Here is a 16227-nt window from a genome sequence, read left to right on the forward strand (position 1 = left end):
CCCGCCCGGCCTGTCCCGTATCGATCGATACGGACTGGTCCTCATTGCCGGTGTCGTCGATCCGTACCGATGGCGTCGAGTTCTCGCCACCCGCCGGTCAGTCTCGCATTTCCACAGGTCGGACCGCGTGCGCGCGGCCTTGACGGGGTACGGCGCCTTCACGACCATGACGGGGCCCACCCGAGCCGCGCAAAGGGGCTGATTCCGTGACATCGGTGACCGAGGCGGAGAGGTCGGTGAGACGCACGCCGGGCGACAGGAAACAGCGGCGCGTCACGGATCACGGCGCCTGGTTCCTCGTCCTCCCCGCGCTGATCCCCATCCTGATCCTGAGCGTGGGACCGCTGCTCTACGGCATCCTGCTGGCCTTCACCGACGCCCAGTCCGGACGGACCCGGCCCACCCAGTGGATCGGTGGTCTCAACTTCCGGGACCTGCTGCACGACACGCTGTTCTGGGAGTCGTTCCGGATCGGCCTGGTCTGGGCCGTCGGCGTCACCGTGCCGCAGTTCCTGCTGGCGCTCGGCCTCGCCCTCCTCCTCAACCAGGATCTGCGGCTGCGCTGGCTGGCCCGCGCCCTCGCGATCGTCCCCTGGGCCATGCCCGAAGTCGTCGTCGGCGTCATGTGGCGGCTGGTCTACAACCCCGACGCGGGCATCCTCAACGAGACACTCCGCGACCTCGGCCTCGGCGACGGCCGCGACTGGCTCAGCGGGCTCGGCACCGCCCTGCCCGCCGTCATCGTCGTGGGCATCTGGGCCGGTATGCCGACGACCACGGTCGCCCTGCTCGCCGGCCTCCAGAACACCCCGCGCGAACTGCACGAGGCCGCGGCCGTGGACGGCGCCGGCGCCTGGCGCCGCTTCCGCACGGTCACCTGGCCCGCCCTGAGGCCCGTCGCCCTGTCCATCACGGCACTCAACCTCATCTGGAACTTCAACTCCTTCGCCCTGGTCTACGTGCTCACCAGCGGCGGCCCCGGCGGCCGCACCCGGCTGCCCATGCTCTTCGCCTACGAAGAGGCCTTCCGTTACGGGCAGTTCGGCTACGCGGCGGCGATGGGATGCGTGATGGTCGCGGTGATCTCGATCCTGCTCGCCGTCTTCCTGGCGGGCCGCCTCAGGGGAGGTGACGAGTCGTGAGGACCAGCACCACGGGCCGGATCGGTCAGTACGCCGCCCTGCTCGCCTACCTCCTCTTCCTCGCCTTCCCCTTTCTCTGGCTGATCTCCACCGCCTTCAAACCGCCCCGCGAGCTGGGCAGCCTGCACCCCACCTGGATTCCGAAGGACCCCACCCTCGCCAACTTCCGCCAGGCCTTCGACGAACAGCCCCTGCTGCACGCCGCCGTCAACTCCCTGATCGCCGCACTCGGCGCCGCCCTGATCGCCGTGCTCCTAGCGACCCCGCTGGCGTACGTCATGGCCCGCCACCGCACCCGGCTCGCGCGCGCGGCGACCGGCTGGGTGGTCGTCAGCCAGGCGTTCCCGCTCGTCCTGGTGATCATCCCGCTGTTCCTGGTCCTGAAGAACCTGCGGCTGATCAACTCGGTGCCCGGGCTGGTCATGGTGTACGTCGTGTGGGCGCTGCCGTTCGCGCTGTGGATGCTCGTCGGGTACGTCCGCGCGGTGCCGCCCGAGCTGGAGGAGGCGGCGGCGGTCGACGGGGCCGGGCGGGTGCGGACGCTGGTGTCGGTGACGGCGCCGCTGCTCGCGCCGGGGATCGTGGCGACGGCGCTGTTCGCGTTCGTCACGGCCTGGAACGAGTTCTTCTTCGCGCTCGTTCTGCTGAAGACCCCCGAGAAACAGACCCTGCCGGTCGTCCTCACCCACTTCATCGGCGCGGAGGGCGTGGCGGATCTCGGCCCGCTGGCCGCCGCCGCGTTCCTCGCGACGCTGCCCTCGCTGGTGGTGTTCGCGGTCATCCAGCGGCGGATCACGGGCGGCATGCTCGCCGGGGCGGTGAAGAGCTGATGCGTACGGGACCGATGTCTACGGGACTCATGCCTACGGGACTGATGGGTACGCGGGTGCTGTCGACCCTGGTCGCCGTCTTCGCTCTGCTGCTCGCCGGATGCGGCGGCGACGACGACAGCCGTTCCGGCGGACCCGTCACCCTGCGCTTCCAGTCCCTGGCCTGGCAGGAGGAGTCCGTCGAGGTCAACAAGGAGCTGGTGGAGGAGTGGAACGCGACCCATCCCGACGTCAAGGTCGAGTACGTCCAGGGTAGTTGGGACAGTGTCCATGACCAGTTGCTCACCTCCTTCGAGGGCGGTGAGGCCCCGGACATCATCCACGACGCCTCGGACGACCTCGCGGACTTCGCCTACGGCGGCTACCTCGCCGACCTGACCGACCTGCTGCCGCATCGGCTCAAGTCCGGTATTCCACAGCACAGTTGGGACACGGCGACCTTTGACGGCCGGATCTACGGCGTGCCGTTCCTCCAGGAGCCGCGGGTGCTCATCGCCAACGCGAAGTGGCTGAAGGAGGCGGGCGTACGCATCCCGACCCCCGAACGGCCGTGGAGCTGGGCGGAGTTCCGGGAGATCACCGACCGGCTGAGCGGAGACGGGAAATACGGCGTCGCCTGGCCGCTCAAGGAACCCGTCTCCGCCTCCCTCAACCTGTCCCTGTCGGCCGGCGGACAGCTCTTCCACCGCGGCGCCGACGGCAAGGTCACCGTCCGCTTCGAGGCGGCCGACGAGGTGATGCCGCGCACCGTCCACGACCAGGTCAACGCCGACCACAGCGCGTCGCCCACGACCCTGGGCAGCGGCGGCTCGGACACCCTGCCCGGCTTCTTCGGCGGCCGCTACGCGATGGTCCCGCTCGGCTTCTCCTACCGACAGCAGATCGTGCAACAGGCGCCGAAGGGCTTCGACTGGCAGGTGCTGCCCGCCCCGGCAGGCGCCGACGGCATCACCCAGGGCGTCAGCCCGCAGACCCTGTCCATCGCCGAGGACAGTCCGCACCGGCGGGAGGCTGCCGAGTTCATCGACTTCCTGCTCCGGCCCGAGAACATGGTCCGGCTGGCGCTGGGCGACTGGATGCTGCCCACCGGCACCCAGGCCCTGAAGGACCCGGCCCTGCACACCTCCAAGGACGACTGGGCCACCGGCACCGCCCTCGCCGCCCACCTGCGCTCGGCACCCGCCCAGTCGGTACGCGGCTATCCGGAATGGAAGGACAAGGTCGCCACACCCGCGTTCCAGGAGTACTACAGCGGAGCGATCGGGCTCGGCGAGCTGCGGGAGCGGCTGGAGGAGGACGGGAACCTGGTGCTGGCGCGATATCAGCGGTGAGGTGGGCCGGGTGCCGTGTCGCCGGCCGTTCACCCCGCCACAGCCCGCCACCAGGACCGACGCAATTCGGTTGTCCACGCCCCCGCCTCCCGCCTAACGTTCCCTCCGTGGCAGCGAACAACTCGATCTACGTCACCGGTCACGGCCGGGGCTACGCGCACTCCGTAAGGATGCGCCGTGGCCCCGGAGCCCTGACCGGCCCGGGGAACCACGCCCGCTGATGCCACGCGGAGCCACTGCTCCCCGCTCTTTCTCCTGTCTTCCGGTCAGGGCCTTCGTCTGCCCTTTTCCCTCTCCACGGAAGACAAGGACCGCAGGCCATGGCCCGCCCCACCCGCGTATCCCGCGCGCTCTCGCAGAACTTCCTCGCCGACCGCGTCGCCGCCGGACAGCTCGCCCGGCTCGCCGTACCGCAGGGACGCCAGGCACCCTTGCTGCTCGAAGTCGGCGCCGGGAAAGGCGCGTTGACCGAGCTCCTCGCCCCGCGCTGTCAACGCCTCCTCGCCTACGAGATCGACCCCCGGCTCCTCCCCGCCCTGCGCTCACGCTTCTCGCGCACCCCTCAAGTCCGGGTAATCGGCGAGGACTTCCTCACCGCACGCCCGCCGCGCACCCCGTTCTCCGTCGCCGGGAACGTCCCCTTCTCCCGCACCGCCGCCATCGTCGACTGGTGTCTGCGGGCGCCCGCCCTCACCGACGCCACCCTCCTCACTCAACTTGAGTACGCCCGTAAACGCACGGGTGACTACGGCAGTTGGACCCAGCTGACCGTCCTGACCTGGCCCCGCTACGAGTGGCGGATGCTCGGCCGCGTCGGGCGGCACAGTTTCCGGCCCGTGCCGCGCGTGGACGCGGGGATCGTACGGATCGAGCGGCGCAGCACCCCACTGCTCGACACCGCCGCCTGCACGAGCTGGCGGGAGCTGGTGGAGCTGGGGTTCTCGGGCGTGGGCGGCTCCCTGCACGCGTCGCTGCGCCGGGCCCACCCGAGGCGACGGGTCGACGCGGCGTTCCGCGCCGCGCGCCTCGACGCGCGGGTCCTGGTCGGTGAGGTGCCGCCGGGGGCGTGGCTGAGGCTCCACGAGGTGCTGGCGCCGTGAGTTCAGCTTGCAGAATTCAATTTGCAGAATTCAGCTTGCACGAGACGTCTCGTCTCGTTTAAGGTCGGTCCCATGACCACCACCGCTCACATCGCCATGTTCTCCATCGCCGCTCACGGCCACGTGAACCCCAGCCTCGAAGTGATCCGCGAGCTCGTGGCGCGTGGGCACCGCGTCACGTACGCGATTCCGCCGGCCCTCGCCGACAAGGTCGCCGAATCCGGCGCCGAGCCGAAACTCTGGAACTCCACGCTGCCCGGTCCCGACGCGGACCCGGAAGCGTGGGGGAGCACCCTGCTGGACAACGTCGAGCCGTTCCTCACCGACGCCATCCAGGCTCTGCCACAGCTGACCGAGGCGTACGAGGGAGACGAACCGGACCTCGTCCTGCACGACATCGCCTCGTACCCGGCACGCGTCCTCGCCCACCGCTGGGGCGTCCCCGCGATCTCGCTCTCGCCCTGCATGGTCGCCTGGGAGGGGTACGAGCAGGAGGTCGCCGAACCGATGTGGGAGGAGCCGAAGAAGACGGATCGCGGCCGGGCCTACTACGAGCGCTTCCAGGCGTGGCTGGAGGAGAACGGCATCACCCAGCACCCCGACCCGTTCACCGGACGCCCCGACCGTTCCCTCGTCCTGATCCCGAAGGCGCTCCAGTGGAACGCCAACCGGGTGGACCAGTCCGTCCACTCGTTCGTGGGCGCCTGCCAGGCCGATCGCACGGCCGAGGGCGACTGGCGGCGTCCGGCGGACGCCGAGAAGGTCGTGCTCGTCTCCCTCGGGTCGGCGTTCACCAAGCAGCCCGCCTTCTACCGCGAGTGCCTGCGCGCCTTCGGTGATCTGCCCGGCTGGCACCTGGTGCTCCAGATCGGCAGGCACGTCGACCCCGCGGACCTGGGCGACGTACCCCCGGGCGTCGAAGTGCGCTCCTGGGTACCGCAGTTGGCGATCCTGAAGCAGGCCGACCTGTTCGTCACCCACGCCGGCGCCGGCGGCAGCCAGGAGGGCCTGGCCACGGCCACCCCGATGATCGCCGTACCGCAGGCCGCGGACCAGTTCGGCAACGCCGATGTGCTCCAGGCGCTCGGCGTCGCCCGGCACATCCCGACGGACGAGGCCACCGCCGAGACCCTGCGCGAGACGGCCCTCGCCCTGGTGGCCGACCCCGAGGTCGCCGCACGCCTGAAGGACATCCAGGCGGAGATGGTCCACGAGGGAGGTACCGGGCGAGCCGCCGACCTGATCGAGGCCGAACTGGCCGCCGTACGGGACGAGGAGCGGTAGCCGCAGCGGGGACGGCCGGCGCAGTGAGGAACGGCTGGCGCGGCATGGGCCCCCGTTTCACCCTCCGGTGCCGGAGGGAGCTGAGTGAGCCGTGCCGATGGCCTCCTCGATGTCGTGGATCGCGCCGGCCTGATCGGGCAGCTCGACCTTCCACAATTCGACCGAGTCGCCCGTGCCGACGGCCAGGGTCCGTCCGTCCGGGCTGAACGCCACGGCCTCGGGTGAGCGGGTCGGCAGGGTGATCCTGGTCCGACCGGTGGAGAGGTCCCAGAGGCGGACACCTCCCGCGCCGGCCGTGGCCAAGGTGCGCCCGTCGGAGCTGAGAGCCGCTGACGCCACCTCGGTTCCGGCGCTGAAGCTGCCCAGGAGCTCTCCGGTTTGCGCATCCCATGTTCTGACGGATCTGCCGCTCGTGGTGGCCAGGGTGGTTCCGTCCGGGCTGAACGCAAGGGACAGCGGGCCTCGGGCGCCCGGCCGGATGGTGTGCCGTGTGCGGCCGGTCGCGGCGTCGAGGAGAGCGACCGGTTCGTCGCCGCCCTCGATGCTCACGACGGCGAGTGTGCGGCCGTCAGGGGCGAACGCCACTGCCCTCACGGGCTCTCCGTCGCCGGTACGGACGGTGTGGACCGCGCCGGTTGCCAGGTGCCAGATCCGCACCCACCCCTCGCTGCCGACGACGGCGAGCCGCGTGCCGTCGGGACTGAAGGCCACCTCGTCGACGGCGCCCCACGCACGGCTCAGGCGAAGACGGCCCGTGGCGACGTCCCGGACCTCGATCACTCCCTTCCCGCGGGACCTGGCGGCCAGGGCACGCCCGTCCGGGCCGAACCCCACATCCCCGGGGCGGGAAACAGAAACGGGCAGCCCCTTTCCCTGGAGCATCACGTCGGTGTCGAGCGCCAGTGCGGCTTCGCGACCGCCGGTTCCGGCCGCCCAGAGCTCCACCGACGCACGGCCGGGCAGACCATGGCCCACCGTGGCCACCGAGTGTCCGTCCGGGCTGAAGGCGACTTCGGTGACGGAGGTTCCGGCAGCGCCGCGCAGAGTCGTCTGCGGCCGATCGGCGGGCATGCGGTGCACGCGGACGTCGGGGTCCAGGTTGCTGCTGGTGACCAGGGTGCGGCCGTCCGGGCCGAGGGCCACCGTCATGACCCCGCGTCCCCGGTGACCGGCGGTCACCGCGGCCCGCGCGGCGGCACCCGAGGCGGTGTCCCACACGCGCACCGTGTCCTGACGGCTCGCGACGGCGAGGGTCCGGCCGTCCGGGGCGAAGACCACTTGGCCGCGCCCACCGGCGGCGTCCCTGATGGTGCGCCGGACCATGCCGTCGGCCACGTCCCGCAGTTGCACCGAGCCGTCGCCGCGGACAGCCGCGTACGTCCGGCCGTCCGGGCTGAAGACCACCCCCTCACCCTCGGCTCGGCCGTCGTGGGTGCTCCGGATGCGGCCGGTGACCAGGTCCCACACCCGTACCCGTCCGTCGAAGCCCACCGCCGCGACGGTACGTCCGTCGGGGCCGAAGGCCACGGCCTCAAGGTCCCAGAGCCCGGTGAAGCTGTGCCGCAGGCGACCGGTGGCCACGTCCCACACCCGCACGGCCGCAAGGGAAGAGACGGCCACCGTACGACCGTCAGGGCTGAAGTCCACCCCCCGTACCGAACCGTCGGGGACGGTGAAGGTGCCGGTCTTCCTGCCGGCGACCGGATCCCACAGGTCCAGCGTCGCGGCGGCGCCGACGGCGCGGGTGACAGCGAGGGCCCGTCCGTCGGGGCTGAACCCCATGACCTCGATGACGTCGTGGCCGGTGAACGTCTGCCGGAGCCGGCCTGCGGGCAGGTCCCAGATCCGCACTGTGCCGTCTCCGCTGTGCGCGGCGAGCGTGCGTCCGTCCGGGCTGAGGGCGATGGAGTGCACGGGTTCGGTGCCGCTGACCAGGCGCCCCCGCAGCGGGAGGGCCGCGGCGGCGTACAGGGCGGTGGTGGCCTCGCGGGTCGGGCTGGTGCGGTAGGCCTGGACAGCGAGCAGTGCGGCGCGGTCGGGATCTGCCTCCAGCAGTGCGCCGGACTGGGCGGCCAGTTGCCGGGACCGGGCCAGCTCCTGGGCGGTGACCGCGCTCTGCCACTGCCGCACGGCGAGGCCCGCGGCGACGAGGGCGAGACACAGGGCCGTCGTGACCGCGGTGAGCATCAGCCGGTACCGGCGACGGCCCCGCAGCTCGTGGTCGCGGCCGGCGTCGAGGAAGGCGCGCTCCAAGTCGGTCAGATCGTCGCGGGATGCCCCGCCGAAGTGTTCGCGGGCGACGACCAGCCGGCTGCCCCGGTACAACGCGCCCTTCTCACGGCCCAGTTCCTGCCAGGCGTGGGCCGCTTCCGTCAGGCTCCGGTGCGTACGCAGGCGTTCGCGGTCGTCCTCGATCCACCCGCGCAGCCGGGGCCAGGCCGTGATCAGGGCCTCGTGTCCCATCTCGACGGTGTCGCCGTCCAGGATGAGCAGCCGCGCCGCGGCGAACGCCTCCAGCACCTCGGCGGTGTCCTCCCGGCCGATGCCGGACAGTTCCGCGCGCTCGACGGGGCGGCGGGTGTCGGGGGTGCCGTCACCGGGGACGACCAGGCGCAGCAACACCCGGCGGGCGGCAGCCGCCTGGCCTTCGGTGAAGCGGCCGTAGACCTCCTCGGCGGTCTTCGAGATCGCGTCGTCCAGGCAGCCGGCCGCCTCGTAGCCCGCCAGGGTCAGGGTCTTGCCACGGCGGCGGCGCCAGGTCTCCAGCAGCGCGTGGGACAGCAGCGGCAGCCCGCCCGGGGCGTCGGTGACCTCCTTGACCAGCCGGGCGGTGAGGGCGCGTTCCACGATGAGCCCGGCGGCCGTGGCCGGCTTGACGACGGCGTCGCGCAGTTCGGCGGGGGTCATCGCAACGGTCAGGAGGTTGGCATCGCGCAGTGCGTCGGCCAGCTCGCGGTGCTCGGCGCAGCGGCCGTAGAAGTCGCCGCGCACCGCCACCAGCACCCGTAAGCGGCTCTCCGGCCGTCGGGCGGACAGCAGCAGATCGATGAAGCGGGCCCGTTCGGCGGGATCGTGGCAGAGGGTGAAGACCTCCTCGAACTGGTCGACGATCACGAACGTGTCCGCCCCGGCGCCGCCCTCGCCGGGAACCGCGGAGGTGAAGAGGGACGCATGGGTGCGGGCGGGATGCTCGCCCGGCGTCAGGATCCGGATCGCGGCCGGACGCAGGTCCGGCTCCCGGGCCTGCCGCAGGAGGGGGATCAGTCCGGCCCGCAGCAGGGAGGACTTGCCGCTTCCGGAGGGGCCGAACACCGCCGCGAACCGCCGTCGGCGCAGCAGGCCGACCAGGTCCGCGGTGAGCTCTTCCCGGCCGAAGAACAAGGCGCTGTCACCGGTCTCGAACCGGGCCAGCCCACGGTACGGCGCGACTGGTCCGCCGTCCCCGGAGTCCCCGGAGCCGTCGTCGGCGGACTCCGCCACCGCCTCCTGCCACCGCGCCTCCCACCGCGCCGGGTCCGCCCCGCACGCCTGCGCGTAGGCCAGGGCCACCGGCAGCGTCGGCAACCGCTCGCCCGCCGCGGCCTGCGACAGCGTCGTCACCGAGTAGCCCGCCCGCCGGGCCAGCGCCCGGTAGGTGATCCCGCCCGCCTGAGCCCGCAGCTCACGCAGCTCGAACGCGAACCGCTGCACCGGCCCCGCCGCCGGATCCACCGGCGCCTCACGACGACCCGCCACCCCCGCACCCCCTCCAGCCGTCCCTGCACCCACCCGCCATTGTTCGGCCGCCAGAACGGTACTGCCGAACAATGCGCCGGCCGCTGAACTCGGCGATGTCCCACGACAAACCCGACCCGACGCCCCCGCACCGAAGAGGACTCCGCCTGCGCCTGCAATCCCCACCCCCCGTTCCCGCCGCCCGCCTGGGCTGGCTGGACGCGCTGCGCGGCATCGCCGCACTCGTCGTGGTGTTCGACCACTCGTCGTACACCTTCATGGCGGACTTCCGACGGGAGCTGATGCCGCAGTTCAGCACCAGCCGCTACGGCATCATGGTGTTCTTCCTGGTGAGCGGCTACATCGTGCCCGCCTCTCTGGAGCGCCGGGGCTGCGTCCGGACGTTCTGGATCGGACGGCTCTTCCGGGTGTACCCGCTGTGGGCGGCCGTCGTCACCGCACTCCTTGCCGCCAATCTCCTGGGCATCGCGGAGGTGCGCGACTTCGGTCGGCAGAACGCCGTCATGGTGGCGGTCGCCCACGCCACCATGCTCCAGGAGCTGTTGGGCACACCCAGTCTGCTGCTCGTCCTGTGGACGCTCTCGTACGAGATGTGCTTCTACCTGCTGGTCGTCGCGCTGTTCACGGTCCGCCTGCACCGCCGGTCCGCGGCGACCGCCCTCCTCCTGGCCGTGCTCGCCGCCGCGAGCGTGGCGGCGGGTGTCGTGCTGCCCGCCTCTGCCCTGTCCGGACTGGTCGGCACCGGCCCGCTGATCGCGTTCGCCTCGATCGCCATGGCGGTCGCCCTGTGCTGTGCGAGCGCCACCTCACCCGTACTCCGGCTGTTCGGGGGCGTGTTGGGCGGTGTGCCGGCGCTCGTCCTGGTCGCGTTCAACGGCACGGTCCCGCTCTGGGAGAGCCTGGTGATCCTCGCCGTGATGTTCCTCGGCACCGCTGTCCACCGTGCCGGGAACGGTCAGAGCACCTGGCGGTGTGCGGCGGGCACGGCCGTCGTGGTGGTCGCCTGTGCCGTGGGGTGCGCCTACCGGTACGGCGACGGCGGCCACTTCACCCGGCGCGGCTGGATCGTCGCCTTCCTGCTGGCCGTACTGACCTTCGGCGCGGGACTGGCGTCGCGCCACCGCCGCATACCGCGGCCGCTGACCGGACTGGGCGCCATCAGCTACTCGGTCTATCTGACGCATCCGCTGCTGCTGGCGGTGATCGACAGCACGCTCGGCCGCCGGCGGCAGGACGATCTCGTCCTCGAAGTGGCGTTCCTCATCGCGCTGTTGCCGCTGTGCGTGCTGACCCACCGATACATCGAAGTGCCGGGCCAGAGCTGGGGCCGCAGGTTGGCACGTCGTGTGCGGCCACCGTGACACGCACGGCGGGGCCCGTCGGCTCCGGGGGAGTCGACGGGCCCCGCTCGTCGGGCAGAAGGGCTCAGACGGGCACCCGCTCGCCCTCGTCATCCCGAGCCGCCTTCCGCGTGACGGCCTCAGGCGCCTCGTCGTGCGTCAGGTCCGGCAGCCGGTGCAGCCACTTCGGCAGATACCAGTTGCGCTCGCCCAGCAGCGCCATCACCGCCGGGAGCAGCACACCCCGGATGATCGTGGCGTCGATCAGCACGGCCGCCGCGAGGCCGACGCCCATCTGCTTCATCGACTGCATGGACAGCGTGCCGAAGATCGCGAACACGGCGACCATGATGACCGCGGCGCTGGTGACGACCCCGGCCGTGGTGACCACGCCGTGCTGGATCGCGTCCTTCGTCGTACGGCCCCGCAGCCGCGCCTCGCGGATCCGCGAGACCACGAACACGTGGTAGTCCATCGACAGGCCGAACAGGATCACGAACAGGAACAGCGGCAGCCAGGTGATGATGGCGCCGACACCTTCCGCGCCCACCAGGGACGCCCCCCAGCCGTGCTGGAAGACGGCGACGAGGATGCCGTACGCGGCGCCCACCGACAGCAGGTTCAGCGCGATCGACGTGACGGCGACCGTCAGTGAGCGGAACGACAGCAGCATCAGCCCGAAGGCGAAGACCACGACGAACGCGAACACCGGGATGACGGCTCCGGCCAGCTGGTCGTTGAAGTCCTTCGAACCGGCGACCTGCCCCGTGATCGGCGCTTCGACACCCTCCACCTTGCCGAGCGTGGCCGGCCGCACCTCGTCTCGCAGCTTGTCCAGGCTCACTCCCGCCTTGTCGAGGTCGGAGCCGCCGACCAGCGGGACGTACACGAAGGCGATGTTCTGCTCGTCATGCAGCTTGATCTCCACCGGCCCGCGCGAGGCACCCGAACTGATCGCCCGCTCCCTGAACTGCGCAAGCGCGGACTTCACCTCGGGAGCGTTGATGTCGCCCGCCTTGACGACCACCTCGGCCGGCTCGGAGCCGCCCGGGAAGGCCTCGTTGAGCCGGTTGTACGTCTGCACGATCGGCAGCGAGTCGCCGAACTCCTGGTCCAGCGTGAGGTTCTGGGTCTTCATGCCGACCGCGGGAGCCGCGATGGCGAGCAGCGCACCCGCCGCGACGACGACCGAGATCACCGGCCGGGCGAGGACGCCCTTCAGTACGGCTGTCCAGAACCGGCTCTCGCGGTTGCCGCGCCCCCGGTTGCGACGGAGCTTGCTCTGCGGGTGCAGGAAGGGGATCTTGCCCTTCTCGACCCGCTCGCCGAGCAGCGACAGCAGCGCAGGCAGCACGGTCACCGACCCGACCATGGCGACCGCCACGACCATCAGCGAGGCCAGGCCCATCGCCTCGAACTCGGCGAGCCCGGTGAACAGCATGCCCGCCATCGCCACGCACACCGTGACCCCGGAGACGATGATGGCGCGGCCACTGGTGGCGGCGGCGACCCTCAGGGCCGTCTGCGCGTCCCGGCCGGCCTCGCGCTCCTCACGCTCACGGCGCAGATAGAACAGGCAGTAGTCGACACCGACGGCCAGGCCGACCAGCAGCATCACGGAGCTGGCGGCGTCGGTCATCGGCATGGCGTGACTGACGATGCCCATCAGGCCCATCGTCGCCATGATCGCGGTGATCGACAGCAGCACCGGCAACAGCGCCGCCACCACCGCGCCGAAGGCGATGAGCAGAATGCCGAGGGCCACCGGCACCGCGGAGTATTCGGCCTTCTGGAAGTCGTCCCCGAACGCGTCGTCGAACGTCTTCATCATGCTCGCGCCGCCGATCTCCTCGATCCGCAGCGACTCATGGTCCTTCCGGACGTCCTCGACGGCCTTCAGCACGGGCTCCACACGCTCACCCGCGGTGTCCGACTCGCCGCGCATGTCGAACTGCACCAACGCGCTGCGGCCGTCCTTCGAGATCGTCTGTGTGTCGTACGGCGACGTCACGTCCGCGACCTCGCCGGTGCCCTCGACCGCCTTCACGACCGCGGTGACGGCCGCCCGGAACTCGCTGTCGGTGGCCTTGAGCGAACCGTCCTTGGACTGGATCAGGACGGTCTCACCGGCCGGCTCCTCGATCCCCGCGTCCTCGACGATCTTGGCCGCGGTGTGTGTCTCGCCCTTCAGCTGGTCGCTGTCCTTGACGTCGACCCGGCCCGCCGCCGAACCGAGCCCCATCGCCAGGACCACGAACAGCACCCAGATGCCGACGGCAGCCCATCGATGGCGAGCGCTCCAGCCGCCGGCGCGGGCGGCGAGTCCCCGCACGCGTGTGTCTCCGTTCCCCATGACGGGCTTGCCCCCTTGATTGCGGTGGCGGCCCCCTGCCGCCTCCTTTCGTTTCGAAGGTATGGGCCGGATAAGGCCATCTCGTCGTGCTTCCCGGTGAAGTACGGCGGCCGGAACTCATCCGCTCGGCCACCGCCGTCTCCCCACTGGGGAGGACGAGAGCCCCTTACACCTATCGGGGCGATGAGGTTGTGCTCTGTACTGACCGATGAGTAACTTACGGCTCCGGGTCGTCGTGCCCACCCCCCACGGGGCACGACGGCCACGACAGCCCCGCCCCTGTCAGTGGACCGCCTTAAGGTGACCGCATGACGACGACGTATGCGGCGCTGCTGCGCGGGATCAACGTGGGCGGCAGCAGGAGAGTCCCGATGGCCGAGCTGCGCACCCTGCTGACCGGCCTCGGCCACGGCGGCGTACGCACCTACCTCCAGAGCGGCCAGGCGGTGTTCACCGCCGACCACGGCGACGAGGATTCCCTGGCCGCCGAGCTCACGTCGGCGATCGAGAAGCAGTTCGGCTTCGCCGTGGACGTGATCGTGCGCGACCACGCCTACCTTCGGGCCATCGCCGACAACTGCCCCTTTCCCGCAGCCGAGTTGGAGCCCAAGCAGCTCCATGTCACCTACTTCTCCGCCCCGGTCGACGCCGACCGTTTCGCGGAGATCGACCAGCCCGCCTGTCTCCCGGAGGAGTTCCGCCTCGGCGACCGCGCGCTGTACCTCTACGCCCCGAACGGCCTGGGCCGCTCCAGGCTCTCCGAAATCCTGTCGCGGCCCCGGCTCACCAAGGGTTTGATCGCCACCAGCCGCAACTGGAACACCGTCGTGAAGCTCGTGGAGATGACAGGTGACTGAACGCGATCCCGCCGTACAGGCGGCCATCGAAGGCGAGCTGAGGCTGCTGGACCCCGAAGTCCGCCGCTCGGCCGAACTGCTCGGGTCGCTGCTGCACCCCGAGTTCCACGAGTTCGGTTCATCGGGCCGACGCTGGGACCGGGCGTCGGCCCTGGCCCGCCTGCCCGCCGAGACCGGGCCATCCGACCGTTACGTCGTCACCTCCGGGATCCGCGGCGTCCGGCTCGCCCCCGACCTCGTCCACCTCACCTTCGACACGGAGTACGGCGGCCGGCACGCCCACCGCAGCTCACTGTGGCGCCGGACGCCCGACGGGTGGCAGATCTACTTCCACCAAGGCACGCCGTTCAGCGCCGGGGAAGCGTGGCGCTCCAAGCACAGGCGCCGGACGTCCTAGGAAGAACACCCCCCGGCACGGCCCCGACCCACACCACACCCGCAGGCGCTACGCGAACCCCCACCGCACAGCGACGGGCCGCCGCAGGCACCCCCGCCCGACCGCCGGAGGCTCACGCCCCGACCGCCGCCAGCACCGGCACCCGAGCCGCCTCGTACCGCTCCACCAACACCCGCGCCACCTCAGGCGTCGCCCCCAGTACGCCCCCCAGGACATCCGCCTCGGCCGCACCCCGCGCGATGCGGTCCGGAAGGAAACCCGGGGCCAGCACATACGGCGCCACGGCCACGCGCTCGCAGCCGAGCTCCCGCAGCTCCCGCACCGCGTCCTCGGTGCGGGGAAGGGATGCGGAGGCGAACGCAGGTCGCACGGCGCACCAACCGGTGTGCCGCCACTCCCGCGCGATTGCTGCGATCACTGCGTTCGCCTCCGGGTCGGAGGACCCCGCCGAGGCCAGCACGACCCCGGTCGAGGACTTGTCGGCGGGGGGCAGCCCCGCCTCGTACAGACGCCGTTCCAGCGCGGTGAGGAGCAGCGGGGACGGGCCCAACACCTCCGCCTGGCGGATGCGGAGCTGCGGCGGCGCGTCCCGCAGGACCGCCGGGATGTCCGCCTTCGCATGGAAGGCGCGCGTCAGCAGCAGCGGAAGGGCCACGACATCACGCACGCCCTCGGCGGCCAGCGACTCCAGCACACCCTGCACGGACGGGATGTTGAAGTCGAGGAAGCCGGTCTCCACCCGTACGTCCGGACGCAGCGAGCGCACCCGGCGCACCAGGGCATGCACGGTCGCGGCATGCCGCGGGTCGCGGCTGCCGTGGGCGATGACGAGAAGGACCGGCTTCTTGAACACAGGACTCAGCTCCTTGCCAGCAGGCCGCGACTGCGCAGCACCGACCGCTCCAGCGGGCTGAAGATCAACAGGTCGATCGCGATACCGACGACGAGGATCAGGAAGATGGCGAGGAACACCTGGGACATGCTGCTGTTGGTGCGGCCGTGCTCCAGCAGCTGGCCAAGCCCGACGCCGAGATCGGGCGACGTGGCGATGATCTCGGCGGCCATCAGCGAGCGCCAGGAGAAGGCCCAGCCCTGCTTCAGACCCGCCAGATAGCCGGGCAGCGCGGCCGGCATCACGATGTGCCAGGTGCCCTTCAGACCTGTCGCGCCCAGCGTGCGGCCCGCCCGCAGGAACAGCGGCGGCACCTGGTCGACGCCCGACACCAGACCGTTGGCGATGGAGGGCACCGCGCCGAGCAGGATCACGGCGTACATCATCGAGTCGTTCAGACCCAGCCAGATCACGGCCGGCGGCACCCACGCCACCGACGGCAGCGACTGAAGACCGGACAGGATCGGCCCGATCGCCGCCCGTACGAACCTGACGCGCGCCACCAGCAGACCCAGCGGCGTACCGATCGCCAGTGCCAGCAGGAAGCCCATCAGACCGCGCGAGACGGACGTCCAGATGTAGTCGAAGAGCGTGCCCTGGAGCCAGGACTCGCGTACCTCGCCCCACACGTCGGACGGTGAGGGCAGCTTGTACTCGGGCGCGACCTCGGCCCACACCAGGACCTGCCAGACCGCCAGCACCAGCGCGACGGCGACGACCGGCGGCAGCACCTTCTGGGTCAGGGTCTTCCGGAACGGCGTATGGCCCGTCTGGACCGTGTCCAGGGCGTCCAGACCCGCTTCGAGCCCGGCGAGATCGTTGCCGTCCTTGCCGTCCTTGGCGGCGGTCGTCTCAGTGCTGGCCATGACGGCGGATCTCCCCACGCAGTTCTTCGGTGATCTCCCGCGACAGTTCCGCCACCTCGGCGTCCTCGATACGGCGCGGCTGCGGGATGCCGACCGTCCA

11 protein-coding genes and 2 pseudogenes are annotated in these 16227 nt (G+C 71.2%); 8 read left to right on the top strand and 5 right to left on the bottom strand.

Features of this window, described 5'->3' with window-relative positions; all coding sequences use genetic code 11:
- Positions 1-206 precede the first annotated feature (206 nt).
- The 5 genes and pseudogenes from KUM44_RS32745 (at position 207) to mgt (ending at position 5687) form a co-directional block, all read left to right on the top strand.
- The gene (locus KUM44_RS32745; protein ID WP_217213377.1) at positions 207-1142 is read left to right on the top strand and encodes a carbohydrate ABC transporter permease; all 936 of its coding nucleotides are present in this window, start codon (positions 207-209) and stop codon (positions 1140-1142) included.
- Positions 1139-1972, top strand: coding sequence for a carbohydrate ABC transporter permease (locus KUM44_RS32750; RefSeq protein ID WP_217213378.1), 834 nt, complete (start codon positions 1139-1141; stop codon positions 1970-1972). The genes KUM44_RS32745 and KUM44_RS32750 overlap by 4 nt, the downstream gene beginning before the upstream one ends.
- 29 nt (positions 1973-2001) lie before the next feature.
- Positions 2002-3303 (top strand): ABC transporter substrate-binding protein, encoded by a 1302-nt coding sequence (locus tag KUM44_RS32755; RefSeq protein WP_374202095.1) that lies wholly within the window; start codon positions 2002-2004, stop codon positions 3301-3303.
- A 320-nt stretch (positions 3304-3623) separates the two neighbouring features.
- Positions 3624-4403 (top strand): ErmE/ErmH/ErmO/ErmR family 23S rRNA (adenine(2058)-N(6))-methyltransferase, encoded by a 780-nt coding sequence (erm, locus tag KUM44_RS32760; RefSeq protein WP_217213379.1) that lies wholly within the window; start codon positions 3624-3626, stop codon positions 4401-4403.
- 35 nt (positions 4404-4438) lie between these two features.
- Positions 4439-5687, top strand: a pseudogene (gene mgt, locus KUM44_RS32765) (macrolide-inactivating glycosyltransferase).
- A 57-nt stretch (positions 5688-5744) separates the two neighbouring features.
- On the opposite strand, the gene KUM44_RS32770 reads toward mgt, so the two are convergent.
- On the bottom strand, positions 5745-9422 hold the full coding sequence (locus KUM44_RS32770; protein ID WP_217213381.1) for a helix-turn-helix domain-containing protein: 3678 nt from the start codon (positions 9420-9422) through the stop codon (positions 5745-5747).
- Positions 9423-9493: 71 nt separating this feature from the next.
- Between KUM44_RS32770 and KUM44_RS32775 the strand changes: the two genes are divergently transcribed.
- On the top strand, positions 9494-10783 hold the full coding sequence (locus KUM44_RS32775) for an acyltransferase (RefSeq protein ID WP_302186087.1): 1290 nt from the start codon (positions 9494-9496) through the stop codon (positions 10781-10783).
- 64 nt (positions 10784-10847) lie between these two features.
- Here the strand turns inward: KUM44_RS32775 and KUM44_RS32780 are convergent, their stop codons facing one another.
- The gene (locus KUM44_RS32780; protein WP_217213382.1) at positions 10848-13115 is read right to left on the bottom strand and encodes an MMPL family transporter; all 2268 of its coding nucleotides are present in this window, start codon (positions 13113-13115) and stop codon (positions 10848-10850) included.
- A 308-nt stretch (positions 13116-13423) separates the two neighbouring features.
- Here KUM44_RS32780 and KUM44_RS32785 point away from each other — a divergent pair, with 308 nt between their 5' ends.
- Both KUM44_RS32785 and KUM44_RS32790 read left to right on the top strand, forming a co-directional pair.
- Positions 13424-13972, top strand: a complete 549-nt coding sequence (locus tag KUM44_RS32785) for a DUF1697 domain-containing protein (protein ID WP_217213383.1) — start codon at positions 13424-13426, stop codon at positions 13970-13972.
- Positions 13965-14369, top strand: a complete 405-nt coding sequence (locus KUM44_RS32790; protein WP_217213384.1) for a DUF4440 domain-containing protein — start codon at positions 13965-13967, stop codon at positions 14367-14369. The genes KUM44_RS32785 and KUM44_RS32790 overlap by 8 nt, the downstream gene beginning before the upstream one ends.
- Positions 14370-14481: 112 nt before the next feature.
- On the opposite strand, the gene KUM44_RS32795 is transcribed toward KUM44_RS32790, so the two are convergent.
- The 3 genes and pseudogenes from KUM44_RS32795 to KUM44_RS32805 form a co-directional block, all read right to left on the bottom strand.
- A complete protein-coding gene (locus tag KUM44_RS32795; protein ID WP_217213385.1) occupies positions 14482-15222 on the bottom strand; it encodes a sirohydrochlorin chelatase in 741 nt (246 codons plus the stop codon).
- Positions 15223-15227: 5 nt separating this feature from the next.
- Complete coding sequence (locus tag KUM44_RS32800; protein WP_217213386.1) at positions 15228-16127, bottom strand: ABC transporter permease; 900 nt, start codon at positions 16125-16127, stop codon at positions 15228-15230.
- Positions 16114-16227: pseudogene (locus KUM44_RS32805) on the bottom strand (ABC transporter ATP-binding protein); the annotation flags it as partial. The gene KUM44_RS32800 and the pseudogene KUM44_RS32805, both read right to left, overlap by 14 nt.

Source organism: Streptomyces sp. AC550_RSS872, assembly GCF_019049285.1.
Lineage (GTDB): Bacteria > Actinomycetota > Actinomycetes > Streptomycetales > Streptomycetaceae > Streptomyces.

Coding starts and splice junctions, on each gene's coding strand:
- KUM44_RS32780 (WP_217213382.1), bottom strand. CDS start 13,115: ATGGGGAACGGAGACACACGCGTGCGGGGACTCGCCGCCCGCGCCGGC.
- KUM44_RS32775 (WP_302186087.1), top strand. CDS start 9,494: ATGCGCCGGCCGCTGAACTCGGCGATGTCCCACGACAAACCCGACCCG.
- KUM44_RS32785 (WP_217213383.1), top strand. CDS start 13,424: ATGACGACGACGTATGCGGCGCTGCTGCGCGGGATCAACGTGGGCGGC.
- KUM44_RS32800 (WP_217213386.1), bottom strand. CDS start 16,127: ATGGCCAGCACTGAGACGACCGCCGCCAAGGACGGCAAGGACGGCAAC.
- erm (WP_217213379.1), top strand. CDS start 3,624: ATGGCCCGCCCCACCCGCGTATCCCGCGCGCTCTCGCAGAACTTCCTC.
- KUM44_RS32755 (WP_374202095.1), top strand. CDS start 2,002: ATGCCTACGGGACTGATGGGTACGCGGGTGCTGTCGACCCTGGTCGCC.